This window comes from Pseudomonas sp. FG98 (assembly GCF_057808595.1).
In genome coordinates, this window is record NZ_JBMDIJ010000041.1 from 1 (window position 1) to 16,723 (window position 16,723).

General features: G+C 66.8%; 1 protein-coding gene. It reads right to left on the reverse strand.

From position 1 onward, the window contains the following. Positions 1-81: 81 nt before the first annotated feature. Complete coding sequence (locus ACODSK_RS20905) at positions 82-16,545, reverse strand: autotransporter-associated beta strand repeat-containing protein (protein ID WP_489018831.1); 16,464 nt, start codon at positions 16,543-16,545, stop codon at positions 82-84. Between the last annotated feature and the right edge of the window lie 178 nt (positions 16,546-16,723).

The following is a 16,723-nucleotide window of genomic DNA, read 5'->3' on the forward strand; positions in this document are numbered from 1 at the left end:
CTCCCACAGGTATTGCATACACCGAACCTGTGGGAGCTGGCTTGCCAGCGATGGGCCGCAGAGCGGCCCCAAATGCCTGGATCAGAACTCCAGGCTGAAGCTCACGGTCACCGCGTTGTCGCGGCTCTCGCTGGCCAGCTGGCCGGAGTAACCCAGGCCCAGCTTGCCCTTCTGGCCAACGCTCAGGTCCACGCCCGCCTCGACCACCGCGGCATCCCGTGCAATCGGCACGCCCGAGTTGCTGAACCCGGCACCGCCCTCTACGAAGCGCAAATCGGCATCCGGCTTGGTGTCGCCGAAGGCATGGCGCCAGCCGATGCTGCCGCGCGGAGTGAGGGTGGCACCGTTGTCCAGGGTGAACGACTTGCCGACCCGCAGGCCCACGGTGGAGAACACCACGTCCTGATCGGTGCTGGCTTCCAGGCGCCCTGCCCCGCCTTTTTCACGCGCCTTGTCGCTGTCGTGGTTGACGTAGGCCAGCCCGGCGAACGGTTCCAGCGCCACGCCGTTGGCGTCGATGGCGTAGCCCACTTCGCCGAACACCTGGGCAGTGCGCGCCTTGTAGCTGGACTTCAGGCGCTCGTTGTAGTCGCCAGCCTGCACATAGCGCTTGCTGTCGATGTCATGCCAGGTGTAGCCGGCGCCAAGACGGGCGGCGAAGGCGTCCATCTGGTAGCTCAGGTAGGTCGCCAGGTGGTAGCTGTCCACCGAAGCGTCCTGGCCCTTGCCCTTGGCGTTGATGCTGCTGTTGGTGTAGCCGGCAGCGATACCGGCGCGCCATTGGTCGTTGAGGTTGTTGTCGAAACCGATCAGGAAACCGGACAGGTCGCGATCGATATTGGCCGCGTTGTGGCCGCCATCGAAATCACCCCAGCCGCCCACCGCACGGATCCAGCCCACGCCCTCGCCGCTGCAACCGCGACCGGTGGTCTGCTGGTTGCTGGTCGGTGCCAGGGTGTTGCGCGGATCCTGCTCGTCACTGCAGCCGGCCTGGCGCATGCGGTCGTTGACCGCGTCGCGGATGTAGCGCGAGTCCTCGATCAGCACCGTGGCGGTGCTGGCGTAGACCTCGCCGGACAGGCTTTCGAAGGCCGCCACGGCCGTGTCGGTGCTGGAGCTGATGATGGTGTTGCGCAGGCTGGCCGGCGCCGCAGCGCTGTCCAGGGCCGTGGCCACGGCACGCTGGTTGCTGGTCTGCGCGACGCTGGCGAAGGCCGTGCCGTTGCGCGCCACATCCAGGGTCACCGCGTTGGCGCCGTAGTTCACCGTGGTGTCAAGGAACGCCAGGCTTTCCAGGTTGTTGCTGGCAAAGGTACCGCTGACGCCACCGGTGGCCGAGACCAGGGTGTACTGGGTGTCACCGCTGTACGAGCCGAGGTTGGCCACATTCAGCTCGCCACCCAGGTTCGCCGTACCACCTACGTTGAGGTAGTTGGTCAGGCTCGGTGCCAGGGCGATCACCAGGGTGCCGGCGTTGCTGAAGTTGCCCGCCACCGACAGGATGCCGCCGTTGGTGCCGGTGACCACGGTGCCGTTGTTGACCAGCGAACCGACGCTGCCGGTACCGGTCAGGGCGGTATTGGCCCCGACGGTGACCTGGGCGCCGAACACGGTACCCGGGTTGGCGGCGTTGCCGACGGTCAGGGTGCCCTGGTTCAGGGCGAAGGTGCCGTTGAACGGCTGGCTGCCGACGATCAGCAGATCCCCGCTGCCTTCCTTGGCGATGCTGCCGGTGCCGGCGAGGATGCCGCTGAATTGACCACTGGAGTCCTGATCGAAGACCAGATTGGCATTGTTGGTGATATTGCCCTGCAGGCTGGTGGTGTTGCCTTGCAAGGTACCGCCGCTGACGGTGGTGCCACCGGTGTAGGTGTTGGCACCGGTTAGCACCAGGGTGCCGGCGTCCAGTTTCTCGATGCCACCCGTCCCCACCAGTGCCGCGGAAATGGTCGCGCTGCCAGTGCCGACGCGGACCGCCGCAAGGGTGCCGTCGGTGGCATTGATCGCTGCCAGGGTGCCACCGCTCAGCTGATAACCGTCGGTGAGGAACTGCATGCCGGTGAAGGACTGCTGGCCTTGCACGGTGACAGTGCCGGCGGTGCCGCCGAATACCGCGAACTGGTTGTCCCAGGCGGCGCTGGTAGTGCCGGTGGTGTTGGTCCAGTTGGTGCTGCCCGCGCCCCAGACGCCATCGCCGCCGCTGATGGTGCCGTCGGCGGTGGTCTTGCTGCCGTTCCAGAACTGCAGGGCGGTGTCGCTGCCCACCACCAGGTTGATCTGGTTGGCGATGGAGGTCTGCAGGGTCAGGTCTGCCGGCAGCACGCCCGCTGGCAGGGTGCCGTAGACCAGGCCGTTGTCGGTGACGCTGCCGCCGTAGGTGAACAGCTGGTACACACCCAGACCGAAGCCGCCGGCATTGCTGATGTTCAGCGTACCGTCGAGGACCAGGTTGCCGTTCACCGCCACCAGGGTGGTGGAGCTGTCCGGCGCGCCGAGGGCGTAGTTCAGGATGCTGCCCGAGGACAGGTTGAGGTTGCCCACGGTCAGCGGCGCGGTCGCCGAACCCGCGTTAAGGGTCGCGCCATCGGCAATGGTGACGGTACCGCTGTAGGTACCGCTGCCACCGAGGCTGGCGCCGCTGGCAACCTGCACGTTGGCGCTGGCCAGGGTGCCGTTGTTCACCAGGCTGCCGCTGCTGACCAGGGTGTTGCCGGTAAAGCCGCTGGTGCCGGTGAGCAGCAGTTGGCCGGTACCGGACTTGGTCAGGGTGCCCGAACCGGTCAGGTTGCCGCTGTAGGTGCCATCGGCATTCTGCTGGAAGGTCAGCGCGCCGTTGTTGAGGATCGCACCCTGCAGGCTGGTGGTATCGCCGGTCACGCTGCCCGCGTTGATGGTGGTACCGCCGCTGTAGTTGTTGGCGCCGCTCAGCACCAGCGACCCGTTGCCGTTCTTGACCAGGCTGCCGCTGCCGGTGATGACGCCACTGAGGGTGGTGTCCTGGTTGCCGGCCAGGGTCAGTTGCGCTCCCAGGTTGATGCCGTTGCCCAGCAGCAGCGCGCCGGTGCTGTCCAGCAGCGCGTTGCCGCCCACGTTCAGGCCGCCGCTGCCCAGGGCGCCGTTGTTGCCCAGGGTCAGGCTGCCGCCGTTGAGCACGGTACCGCCGCCGTAGGTGTTGGCGCCGTTGAGGGTCAGGTTGGCGCTGCCATTCTTGGTCAGGCTGCCGCTGCCGCTGACCACGCCATCGAGGGTCAGGGCGTTGCTGCCGCCGATGCTCAGGCCACCGTTGAGCACGGTGTTGTTGGCCAGGGTCACCGCAGTGTTGCTGTCCAGGGTGGTGCCGGCCGCAGCGGTCAGGTCGCCGCTGCCCAGGGCCGCGTTGTTGCCGACCACCAGGGTGCCGCCGTTGAGCGCGGTACCACCGGTGTAGCCATTGCTGCCGTTGAGCACCAGGGTGCCGCCGTCGACCTTGGTCAGGGTTCCGGCGCCGTTGATGGCGACGCCCAGGGTCCCGGTGTTGCCGGTGTCGACCCGCACGGTGGTGGCTCCGGCGCTGGTCAGCAGCTCGCCGCCGACCCCGCCATTGAGGGTGTAGCCATTGCCGGCGAACTGCAGGCCGGTGATGGCGTGGCTGCCGTTGACGGTGACGGTGCCACCGTTGCCCTGGAACACCGCGAAGGTGTTGTTCCAGGCCTGGTTGAGCGAACCGTCGGCACTGCTCCAGTTGGTGTTGGTGCTGTCCCAGACACCGAAGCCGCCGTCCACCGAACCGTTGCCGGCGGTCTGGCTGCCGTCCCAGAACAGCACGGTGCTGTTACCACCGACCACCAGGTTGACCTGGTTGCTGACCGCAGTCTGCACCAGCACGTCGCTGGCATTGATGCCGCCCGGCAGGGTGTTGATGGTCAGGCCGTTGTTGGTCAGGCTGCCGCCGTAGCCGGCGAGGCGGTAGACACCGGCACCGAAGCCGCCGATATCGGTGACGTTGAGATTGCCGTCCAGAGTCAGGTCGCCGGCGACGCTGAGCAGCGCCGGATCGCCCGCCAGGGCCACGCCGAGGGACGCATTGAGGTTGGAGGTGCTGTCCAGCACCAGCGAACCGACGTTGAGGGTGTTGCCGGCCTGCACGTTCAGGTTACCGCCGTTGGCGACGGTGACCGCGCCGGCAAGATCGCCGCTGCCGCTGAGGATGGTGTTGTTGCTGACGCTGACCGTGCTGCTGGCCAGGCTGCCATCGACCACCAGGCTGCCACCGCTGACGGTGGTCGCGCCGGTGATGGTGTTGGTGCCGGTGAGGGTCAGGGTATCGGTGCCGGTCTTGTCTAGGTTGCCGCTACCGCTCAGGTCGCCGGCGAAGGTACCGCCGCCCACCGACAGGGTGTTGCCACTTTCCACTGCCACCCCGCCAGTACCGGCCAGGTTGCCGAGGGCCAGGCTGCCGCCGAGGTCGAGGTTGGCACCGTTGCTCAGGTTGATCTGCGCAGGGTTGCCCAGGGCGCCGCTGTTGGTGGTGCGGAGGGTGCCGGACAGGATGTTGAGGATACCGGCGAAGGTGTTGTTGCCGCCGAGGGTCAGGTTGTTCAAGCCGTCCTTGTTCAGGGTGCCGTTGCCGCTGAGCACGCCGTTGAGGGTCAGGTCGTTGTTGCCGGCCACCGACAGTGTGCCGCTGACATCGATGTCGTTGGCCAGGGTCAGGGCGCTGGTGCTGCTCAGTTGCGTGGCACCGGTAATGCTCAACTGGCCGCTGCCCAGTGCCAGGGCGTTGCCCACGGACAGGTCGCCGCTGTTGACGGTCAGCCCGCCGACGAAGGTGTTGACGCCATTCAAGGCCAGACGAGCGAAGCCGTTCTTGATCAGGCGACCATCACCGCTGATCACGCCGTTGAGGGTCAGGTCGTTGCTGCCGTCCAGGGTCAGTTCCGAACCCGGGAGGCTCAACAGCACGTTGTTGGCCACGGCCAGGGCACTGCTGGTATCCAGCTCGGCGGCACCGCCGACGATCAGGTTGCCGCTGCCCAACGCGCCAGCGTTGCCCAGGCGCAGCTTGCCGGCGTTGAGATTGAGGCCACCGCTGAAGGCATTGACGCCATTCAGGCTCAGGGTGCCGGTGCCGGCCTTGGTCAGGCTACCGGTGCCGTTGACCGGACCATTCAGGGTCAGGTCATTGCTGCCGACATTGAGCAGGTTGCCGTTCAGGTTGATGGTATTGGCCACGGCCACCGTGCCGAGGGTATCCAACGAAGTGCCGTTGGCGATGGTCAACGCACCAGCGCCAAGCGATGCATCGTTGCCCAGCACCAGGCGCCCGGCGTTCAGGTTGAGCCCACCGAAGAAGGTGTTGGCATTGCCCAAGGTCAGGATGCCGTTGCCCGCCTTGACCAGGCTGCCGCTGCCACTGACCACGCCGTTGAGGGTCAGGTCGTTGCTGCCGGCCAGGGTCAGCGCGCCGGCGGTGCTGACCGCGTTGCCCAGGGTCACCGCCTTGTTGCTGTCCAGCGTGGTGCCGGCGGCGGCGCTCAGTGCACCGGTACCCAGGGCGCTGTCGCTGCCGAGGACGATGGTGCCGTTGCTCAGGGTAGTGCCGCCGGTGTAGCTGTTGAGGCCGTTGAGCACCAGGGTGCCGACGTCCAGTTTGTTCAGGGTGCCGTCGCCGGTCAGTGGCAGGTCGAAGGTTGCAGTAACGCCGGCATCGGTACGCACGGCGAAGTAGGTGCCGTTGCGGTTGGTGATGTTCAGCGAGCCGTCGTTACCCGAGACCAGCTGGTAGCCGTCGGTCATGAACTGCATGCCGGTGGTGGTCTGCTCGCCATCGACGGTGACCGTGCCGGTCGCGCCCTGGAACACCGCAAACTGGTTCAGCCAGTTGTCGTTGCTGTAGCCGTCAAACTCGACCCAGTTGTTGGTGGTGCTGTTCCAGGTGCCGCTGCCACCTTCGACCAGGCCGTTGTCGCTGGTGTCGCTGCCGTCCCAGAACTGCATCAGCAGGTTCGTCGAGAACACCACCATGTTGACCTGGCCGTTGGCGGCCTGGAGGGTCAGGTTGAGGGCGGTGGCGCCATTGGGCACGTCGCCGAAGGTCACGCCCTGGTTGCTCAGGATGCCGCCGTAGTTGAACAGCCGGTAGACACCGTTGCCGAAGGTACCGGCGTCGTAGACGTTGAGCGTGCCCGCCAGGATCATGTTGCCGCTGACGTCGAACAGCGCGGTGCCGCCGGCAAGCGGCGAGCCCAGGTTGACGTCGGTGATGCTGTTAGCCGACAGCACCAGGTTGCTCATGGTCAGGACCTGCCCGGTGGTGCCCACCAGATGACCGCCATCGGCGATGGTGGTGGTGCCGTTGATGGTGCCGCTACCGGTCACGCTCGCACCCGCGGCGACGTTCAGGCCGGCACCGCCGGTTGGCCCGAGGGTACCGGTGACATTCAGGGTACCGGCGGTGACCTGGTTCAGCGCGCTGTTGGTGCTGTTGCCGGACAAGGTCAAGGTCCCGCTGCCAACCTTGTTCAGGCCGCCGTTACCGGTCACCTGGCCGTCGAACACGCTGTCGGTGTTGTCGCCACCGAGGGACAGCACGGTGTTGACGGACAGGTTGGCGATACCGGGGCCGGTCAGGCTGCCGATCGACAGGTTGCCGCCAGAGTTCAGCACGGTGCCGGACGCCAGGTAGGCGGAGGCCAGGCTGCCCAGCGCGCTGGAGTTCACCGAAGTGATATAGCCACCGAGCAGGTTCAGGTCGCCGTTGAACGAGTTGTTGCCGAGCAGCAGCAGTTCATCGTTGCCGGTCTTGTTGAGGGTGCCGCTGCCGCTGATCTGGCCGAAGCTGGTGAACGAGTTGTTGGCTGCGACGGTCAGCTCGCCGTTGATCGCGATGTCGTTGAATACGTTGCGCGACTGGTTGGCGACCAGGGTGGTCGCAGCATTGGCGGTGACGGCGCCGGTACCCAGCGCAGCGTCGTTGCCCAGCACCACCGAACCTCCATCGAGCGTGGTGCCGCCGCTGTAGGTGTTGGTGCCGTTCAGGGTCAGGGTGCCGCTGCCGGTCTTGGTCAGGCCGGAGCCGCCGCTGACAGTGCCACCCAGGGTCAGGTTGTTGGCGCCGGTAACGGTCAGGCCGCTGTTCAGGGTGATGTTATTGCCCAGGGCTACACCGTTGTTGACCGCAGTCAGGGTGGACGCACCGCCGACGGTCAGGCCGCCGGTGCCCAGCGAGCCGTTCTGGCCGACGGCCAGGGTGCCGGCATTGAGCACGGTGCCGTTGGTGTAGGCGTTGCTGCCAAGCAGGGTCAGGGTGCTCGCGCCGTTCTTGACCAGGCCGCCGCCGCTGCCACCGAGGGTGCCGGCCAGGGTCAGGTCGGCAGTGCCGCCAACGGTCAGCACGCCGAGCAGGCTGAAGTTGTTGGCCAGGGTCAGCGCAGCGTTGCTGTCGAGGCCCGCAGTGCCCGTCGTGACGCTACCAGTGCCAAATGCAGTGTTGCTGCCAACGGTGGTGTTGCCGCCGAGCAGGAAGGTATTGCCGCTGTAGGTGTTGTTGCCGGCCAGGAGCAGGTTGCCGGTGCCGGTCTTGGCCAGGTTGCCGGCGCCGTCGATCACGCCGTTGAGGGCCAGGTTCTGGGCACCGTTCAGGGTCAGGGTGCCGAGCAGGTGCACGGCGTTGTTCAGGTTGGCCGCGACCGTGTTGTTGAGCAGGCCGCCGGCTGCGGTCAGGGCGCCACTGCCCAGGCCGCTGGCAGAGGCCAGGACCAGGGTGCCGGCATTCAGGCGCACGCCACCGCTGAAGGTGTTGTTGCCACCCAGGGTCAGGTTGGCCAGGCCGCTCTTGAGCAGGCTGCCGGTGCCGGTGATGTTGCCGTTCAGGGCCAGATTGTTGCTGCCGCTCAGGGTCAGGGTGTTGCCACCCAGGGCGATCGCGTTGGCCACGGCGATGCCACTGTTGTTGGCGGCGTCGAGGAAGGTCCCCGCCCCGGTGATGTTCAGGGCGCCACTGCCCAGCGCGTCGTTGTTGCCCAGCAGCAGGGTGCCATCCGCCAGGCCGGTGCCGCCGCTGTAGTTGCTGGCGCCATTGAGGGTCAGGGTACCCGCGCCGGTTTTCAGTAGCGCGCCGCTGCCGGCGATGGTGCCGTTCAGGGTGATGTCGTTGCTGCCGTCGAGGGTCAGCAACGCAGCGAGGTTGATGGCGTTGCCCAGGTTGAAGGTGGTGGTGCCAGCCAGGGTCGAGGCGCCGCCAACATTCAGGGCACCGCTGCCGATCGCCGCATCGTTGCCGACGGTCAGAGTGCCGCTGTTGAGGTTGGTCGGGCCGGTGTAGCCGTTGACCCCGGTCAGGATCAGGTTGCCCGCGCCATTCTTGGTCAGGCCGCCCACACCACTCACCACGCCGGCCAGGGTCAGGTCGGAAGTACCGGTGAGGTTGAGGTTGCCGCTCAGGTTGAGGGCGTTGCTCAGCAGGGTCGTGCCGAGGGTGCCAAGGGTCACGCCATCGGCAGTGTTGAGGCTGCCCGTGCCCAGCGCGGTATTGCTACCGAGTACCAGGGTGCCACCGCTCAGCGTGGTATCGCCGGTGTTGGTGTTGTTGCCGCTGAGGGTCAGCACGCCCGCGCCGGTCTTGCCCAGGCCACCTGCGCCATCGAGGGTGCCGGTGAGGGTCAGGTTGTTGCTGCCGAGGACGCTCAGGCCTCCGAGCAGGGTCATGTCATTGGCCAGGCTGAGTGCAGCGCTGCTGTCCAGGGCGGTGCCATCGGCGGCAGTCAGGTGGCTGGTGCCCAGGGAGGTGTTGCTGCCCACCACCAGGGTGCCGCCAGCGAGAGTGGTCGCGCCCTGGTAGGTGTTGTTGCCGTTGAGGGCGAGCACGCCGCTGCCGGTCTTGTTCAGGCCGGCGCTGCCGCCGATCACGCCATTCAGGGTGAGGTTGGCAGTGCCCGGCAGGGTCAGGTCGGCGCCAAGGTTGATGGCATTGCCCAGGGCCACGGTGCTGCCGCTGTTCAGGCTGGAGGCGCCGGTGATGTTCAGTGCGCCGCTGCCCAGTGCCCCACCGTTGCCGAGGGTCAGGGTGCCGGCGGCCAGGGTGGTGCCGCCGCCATAGGTATTGAGACCGTTGAGGGTCAGGTTGCCTGCGCCATTCTTGACCAGGCCGCCGGCACCGCTGATCACGCCGCCGAGGGTCAGGTCGCTGGTGCCGAGCAGGGTCAGGCTGTTGCCGAGGTCGATGGCGTTGGCCAGGGTCAGCGCCGGGTTGTTGTCCAGGCTGATGCCTGCGCCAGCCACGTGCAGGGTGCCACTGCCCAGTGCGCTGTTGTTGCCCAGCACCAGGGCGCCGGCATTGATCGTGGTACCGCCGGTGTAGCCATTGGCACCGTTCAGAGTGAGGGTGCCTGCACCGTTTTTCACCAGGCTGCCGCTGCCGCTTACCTGGCCATTGAGGGTCAGGGCATTGCTGCCGGTCAGGTTGAGCACGCCGAGGGTGCCGACGTTGTTGGCCAGGGTGACGGCGGTGTTGCTGTCCAGGGTGGTGTTGGCCGCAGTGACCAGGGTGCCGCTGCCCAGCGCAGCATCATTGCCGAGCACCAGGGTGCCGCCGTTGAGCAAGGTGCCACCGGTGTAGCTGTTGACGCCGTTCAGTACCAGGGTACCGGCGTCCACTTTGTTCAGTACGCCGCTGCCGGTCAGGCCGACGTTGAGGGTCGCGGTGGCGCTCGGGTCGACACGGAAGGTCGCGTTGCCGTTGCTGTTGTTGACCAGTTGCAGGGCACCCGGGCCATTGAGGACATAACCATCGACGGTGAACTGCATACCGGTCAGGGCTTGGGTGCCATTGACCGTGACCGTGCCAGCAGGGGTCTGGAACACCGCGAAGTTGCTGCTCCAATCGCGGTTGCCGGTGCCGTCGACCGTGGTCCAGTTGGTGCTGGTGCTATCCCAGGTACCGCTGCCGCCCTGGATCACGCCGTCGCTGACGGTGCTGCTGCCGTCCCAGAACAGCACGCTGCCATTGGCGCCGCCCACCAGCAGGTTGACCTGTGCGCCGATCGCGGTTTGCAGTTGCAGGTCGCCAGGCTGGACGCTGCCTGGCACCGTGCCGATCACCAGGCCGTTGTCGGTGAGGACGCCGGTGTAGTCGATCAGGCGGTAGATACCGGCGCCGAAGCCGCCGATGTCGCTGACATTCAGGTTGCCGTCGAGGGTCAGGTTGCCGCCCACCGAGAGCAGTGCGTTGCCGCCGGTGGATGGCGAGCCGAGGCCGACGTCGAGATTGGAGTTACCGTTGAGGGTCAGCGAACCGACACTGAGCTTCGAGCCGCTGTTCAGGGCCAGATGACCGCCATCGGCGATATTCACCAGCCCGGCGATGCTGCCGCTGCCGGTCAGGGTCGCGCCAGTGTTGACCTGGACCTGGCCGCCGGCCAGGGCGCCGCTGATATTCAGCACGCCGCCGTTGACCTGGGTGTTGCCGGTGTAGGTGTTGATGCCGGCCAGTTCCAGGCTGCCGCTGCCAAGTTTGACCAGGCTGCCATTGCCCGACAGCACGCCGCTGAACAGGCCGCTGAGGTTGCCGGTGCCGACGCTCAGGCTGGTGCTGTTGCCCAGGGCGATCGAACCGCTGCCGGCCAGGGTACCGACACTGCCACTGGCACCGAGGTTGAGCAGCGCGCCACTGGCGACGTTGACGGTGGAGACATTGCCCAGGGAGCCGGTGTTCAGGGTGGTCAGGCTGCCGGCGAGGACGTCCAGCGCACCGCTGAAGGTGTTGGCACCGCTCAGGGTCAGGTCGGCGCTGCCGGTCTTGATCAGGCCGCCGGTACCGCTGATCACCCCGCCGAGGTTGAGGGCGTTGTTGCCGGCCAGGGTCAGGTCGGCGCCCAGGGCAATAGCGTTGCCCAGGGCGAAGGCCGCGCTGTTGTCCAGGGTGGCTGCGCCAGTGACGCTCAGCGCGCCGTTGCCCAGGGCATTGGCATTACCAAGGGTGAGCTTGCCGGCCGCCAGTACGGTGCCGCCGACATAGCTGTTGACGCCGTTCAGGGTCAGGTTGCCGGCACCGCTCTTGATCAGCCCGGCCGCACCGTCGATCACGCCGTTGAGGGTCAGGTCGCTATGGCCGGTCAGGTTGAGGTTGGCCCCCAGGGTGACGTTGTTGCCCAGGGCGAAGGGCGAGTTGGTGTTCAGGTTCGACGCACCGGTGACGGTCAGGCGACCGCTGCCGATGGCCCCGGCATTGCCCAGGGTCAGGGTACCGGCGTTGAGCAGGGTGCCGCCGGTGTAAGTGTTGACCCCGGTCAGGTTGAGATTGGCCTGGCCGTTGACGGTCAGGCTGCCGCCACCGCTGATCACACCGCTGAGGGTCTGTTCGGCACTGCCGCCGAGGCTCAGGGCGCCGTTGAGGAGAATGGCGTTACCCAGGTTGATTGTCGTGTTGCTGTCGATAGCGCTGGGGCCGGCGACGGTCACCGCCCCGCTTCCCAACGCAAGGCTGTTGCCCAGCAGCAGGGTGCCACCACCCAGGGTGGTGCCGCCGCTGTAGGTGTTGGCACCGTTCAGGGTGACAGTCGCACTGCCTTGCTTGATCAGGCTGCCGGTGCCCGAGATCACGCCATTCAGGCCGAAATCGGTGCTGCCACCGAGCGCCAGGTTGCCGCTGGTGTTGATCAGGTTGTTGATGCTGACGGCGGTAGCGGCCTGGAGAATGGCGCTGCCGCTGGCGTTCAGCACGCCGAGGCCGAGGGCGTTGTTGCTGCCCAGGCTGAGGGTACCGCCGCTGAGGTTGACCGGGCCCTGGAAGCTGTTGTTGCCCGACAGGGTCAGGGTGGCGCCGCCGCTCTTGGTCAGGCCACCGGCGCCGCTGATGTCGCCGCTCAGGGCGAGGTCGCGGCTGCCGAGGACGTTGAGGTTGCCGCCGAGGGTCACGGCGTTGGCCAGGCTGACCGCCTTGTTCGCGTCCAGCGAAGCGCCGGCGCTGGTGGTCAGGGTGCCGCTGCCCAGGGCGGTGTTGGAGCCGACCACCAGGGTACCGCCGAGCAGGGAGGTGCCGCCGCCGTAGGTGTTGTTGCCGTTGAGGGTCACGCTGCCGGTGCCGGACTTGGTCAGGCCGCCCGCGCCGTCGATCACGCCGTTGAGGGTCAGGTTGGTGTTGCCTGGCAGGGTCAGGCCGGCATTCAGGTGCACGGCATTGGCGAGGATCTGCGCGCCGCTGGTGGTCAGGCTGGCCGCGCCGCCGACGGTCAGGTCGCCGCTGCCCAGGGCCGCCGAGTTGCCGAGGTTCAGACTACCGGCGTTCAGCAGGGTACCGCCGGTATAGGTGCTGGTGCCGGACAGGCTCAGGGTGCCGCTGCCGTTCTTGATCAGGCTGCCGGCAGAGCCGGTGACATCACTGATCACGCCGGTCAGGCCGAGGTTGGCACTGCCGCCGATGGTCAAGGCACCGGCGAGGTTTACGGTATTGGCCAGGCTCACTGCCGTGGTGGAGTCGAGGCTGGTGCCGTCGGCTGCGATCAGGGTGCCCTGGCCTAGCGAGCTGGAGGTACCGACCACGATGCCGCCGGCGTTGAGCCGGGTACTGCCGCTGTAGTTGTTGGCTGCGCCGAGGGTCAGGGTGGCAGCGCCGTTCTTGATCAGGCCGCCGGTACCACCGATGGCCCCGGTGAGGCCCAGGTTGTTGCTGCCGCCGACGGTGAGGTCGCCATTAAGCGTGACCTGGTTGGCCAGGCTGACCGCAGCGCTGGCGTCCAGCAGTGCGGGGGCGGACACGGTCAGGGCTCCCCCGCCCAGTGACGTGTTGGTGCCCACGACCAGGCCACCGGCATTCAGCGCGGTGCCGCCCTGGTAGTTGTTGGCACCGTTCAGGGTCAGGGTGGCCGTGCCGTTCTTGGTCAGGCCACCGGCACCGGTAATCAGGCCGGTCAGAGCTAGGTTGGCACTGCCGCCGATGCCGAGGTTGCCGGCCAGGTTGAGCTGGTTGGCCAGGGACACTGCGGTGCTGGCGTCCAGTGCGGTATTGGCGGCGGTATTGAGGATGCCGCTGCCCAGCGCGGTGTTGCTGCCGACCACCAGGCTGCCGGCATTGAGGTTGACCGCGCCGAGGAAGTTGTTGTTGCCGCTCAGGGTCAGGCTGCCGGCGCCGTTCTTGTTCAGGCCGCCGCTGCCGCTGATGTTGCCGGTCAGGGCCAGCGGGTTGCTGCCGGCGATGTTCAACTGGCCGGTCACGCTGAGATTGTTGACGACGCTGAAGGCCCCCGTGGTGTCCAGGGTAGTGCCGGCTGCGGTACTCAGGGTGCCGCTGCCCAATGCAGCGGCGTCGCCCAGCACCAGGGTGCCGGCGCTGAGCACGGTGCCGCCGCCGTAGCTGTTACCAGCCCCCAGGGTCAGGGTGCCGCTGCCGGTCTTGGTCAGACTGCCGCTGCCGTCGATCACGCCATTCAGGGTGGTCGGGTTGTTGCCGGCCAGGGTCAGCCCGGCATTCAGGTGCACGGCATTGGCCAGCACCAGCGATGCAGTGCCGGTCAGGGTGGCCATGCCACCCACGGTCAGGTCGCCAGTGCTGATGGCACCCGAGTTGGTCAGGGTCAGGGTACCGCCGTTGAGAACGGTGCTGCCGAGGTAGCCGTTGGTGTTGCTGAGGGTCAGGTTGGCAGCCCCGTTCTTGATCAGGCTGCCAGCACCGTTGATCGCGCCGCTCAGGGTCAGGTCGGCAGTCCCGCCGATGTTCATCCCGCCAGTCAGGGTCATGGCGTTGGCCAGGTTGACCGCGGTATTGGCGTCCAGGGTGGTGCCGGCGGCGGCGATCAGGCCGCCCTGCCCCAGCGCGCCGGCATTGCCCACCACCAGGCGCCCGGCGTTGAGCAGGGTATCGCCCTGGTAGGTGTTGCTGCCGTTGAGGATCAGGTCGGCGGTGCCGTTCTTGGTCAGGCCGCCGGCGCCGCTGATGACGCCGTTGAGGCCGAGGGCGGAGGTGCCGCCGATGTTCAGGTTGCCGGCCAGGGTGACCGCGTTGTTCAGGCTGACCGCGGTGTTGGCATCCAGGGTGGTGTTGGCGGCGGCGATCAGTGCGCTGGAGGCGCCACCCAATGCGGTGTTGTGACCGACCACCAGGGTGCCAGCGTTCAGGCGGGTGCCGCCGGTGTAGTTGTTGCCGGAATTGAGGGTCAGGGTCGCCGAGCCCTCCTTGGTCAGGCCGCCGCTGTTGGTGACGAAGCCGTTCAGGGTCAGGTCGTTGCTGCCGGCGATAGTCAGGTTGCCGAGCAACTGGATGGTGTTGCTGATCGCCCGTGCGGCGGTGGTGTCCAGGGTGGTGTTGGCCGAGGCGCGCAAGGTGCTGCCGCCCAGCGCGGCATTGTTGTCGAGAATCAGCTTGCCGTTGGTCAGCAGGAAGTTGTTGACCAGGCTTGAGTTGTTGCCACTCAGGGTCAGGTCGCCCGCCCCGGTCTTGGTCAGCGCACCGGTGCCACTGAGGGCACCGGACAGGGTGGCGGCGGTGTCGTTGTTCAGACTCAGGTTGCGCGTGGCCAGATTGATTGCGTTGCCGACGCTCAGGCCACTGATGTCCATGCTGGAGTCGGCCGTCAGGCTCAGTGCGCCGCTGCCCAGGGCGGTGTTGTTCTGCAATATCAGGGTGCCGCCGCCGAGGGTCGAGTTGCCGGTGAAGTCGTTGGCGCCGCTCAGGGTCAGGGTGCTGCTGCCGGTCTTGTTCAGGCCGCCGGTGCCGGAGATTTTCCCCGACAGGGTCAGGTTGCTGGTGCCGGTCAGGGTCAGGTTGCCATCGAGCTGGACCAGGTTGCTCAGGGTCCGGGCGGTGGTGGTATCCAGCGCCCCCGTGCCGCCGGCACCGGCGGTGATGGTCACTGCGCCGATGTCGCCGAGGGCGCCCAGGGTCAGCTTGCCGCCGTTGAGGAACAGGCCGCCGCTGACATCGTTGGCCGCGCTCAGGGTCACGTTGCCCGCGTTGATGGTCAGGCCGCCGGCGAAACTGTTGACACCGCTGAGGGTCAGGTTGCCGCCGTTGCTGATCAGGCCGCCACCAAAGCTGTTGGCGTTGCTCAGGGTCAGGTCGTCGCCGGTGCCGGACTTGGTCAGCGAGCCGGTGCCGCTGATCAGGCCGCTGAGGGTCGTGGCGCCAATGTTGTTCACCGTGAGGTTGGCGCCGTTGAGGTTGATGGCGTTGGTCACCGTCATCGCGCCCGTGGTCGCCAGGGTGCTGGCACCGGTGACGTTGAGGCTCTGGGTGCCGAGCCCTGCGACGTTACCGAGAGTGATGGTGCCGCCCGCCAGGGTGGTGCCGCCGGTGAAGTTGTTGGCGCCGCTGAGGGTCAGGTTACCGGTGCCGGTCTTGGTCAGGGCACCACTGCCGGTGAGCACGCCGCCCAGCGACAGGGCATTGGTACCGGTGGTGACGGTCAGGCCGTTGGTGCCGAGGGTGATGCCACTGGTCACCGTCGCCCCCGCAGTCGCGGCGCCCAGGCCACCACCGTTGGCTGTGATGCTGGCGTCGGTCAGTGCGGCGCTATCGACGTTGAGCAGGCCACCGCTGAGCAGCACGGTCGGGCTGATCGCACTGACGCTGAACAACTGGTTGGTCAGCGACCAGGTACCGCCAGTGACCACCAGGTTGTTGAAGTTGAGGTAGTTGCTGCCGTTGATGCTGCCGGTATCCGGCTGGCCGGCATCGGGGTTCAGTTGCAGGTACAGGGTGTTGCCGTTGTTGAGGGTACCGCCGTTGACGAACCCGGTGGCGGCATAGGTGATGCCCAGGCTGATGATGCCCGCAAGGTCCAGGGCAACGCCGCTACCCTTGTTCACCGACGACCCGGTACCGGCGTAGAAGCTGTTGGACAGGCCGCCGGCCCCCAGGTGAACGCTACCGTTGATGGTGCCGTTGTTGGTGAAGGTGTTGCCAAGGCTGCCTATCGATACGGCCTGCATTGCCACCCGACCGGTGATGGTGCCGGTGCTGGTGTTGGTCAGGACGTTCCTGGCGCCGCCGCGCATGGCGATTACCGGCACGTCTTCGAGCGGCAGGCTGATCCCGAGCAGGACATTGCTGCCGACGGTTCCGGCGTTCTGGAAGGTCGAGCTGCCGTTGGCGCCGTTCTCGATGATCAATGCGTTGCCGGCCAGGCTGCCCAGCAGACCGCCCGGCAAGGCCAGGGTGGAGCCCATCAGCACGCCGGTTGACAGGTTGCGCACCGTCACCGTGCTGCCGGCGGCGTTGGAGACGTTGAGGCCGGTGGTGAGCACCGACAACCCGGCCAGCAGGGCCGGGTCGATCCGCCCGCTGTTGTTGACGGTGATCCCGGTGCCGGTGAGGCTGACCACCGGGGTGCCCGGCAGGGTCGGCGTGATGGTCGCGCCGGTCAGCACGTTGAAGGTCAGGTTGCTGGTTGCCGAGGCCTGGTTGCCAACAGTCGCGCCGCTGCACGTGGTGAGAATGCCGCCGGTGGTGGTGCACACCGCATAGGCATCGGAACTGAAGAAACTGGAAAGCATGCCCGTCGCCGCCAGGCTGATGGCCAGAGGCAGGGGTGCGAAACGGGTGGTAAAGGCTTTTTTGACGAATCTTCTGTCCACGTGCGACTCCTTCGTGGATCAGGCAAATCCGTCTGTAAATGCGTGTCGTAGCGAGAAGTGCTCCCCCACTGGAACTACACACACTGCATGCCGAACAGCCTGACCTTGGCGAATACAGGTTCCATATGGGGTGAAACTTGTAGCCAAAAAATTGGATCCATGCAGGAGAATTCGTACA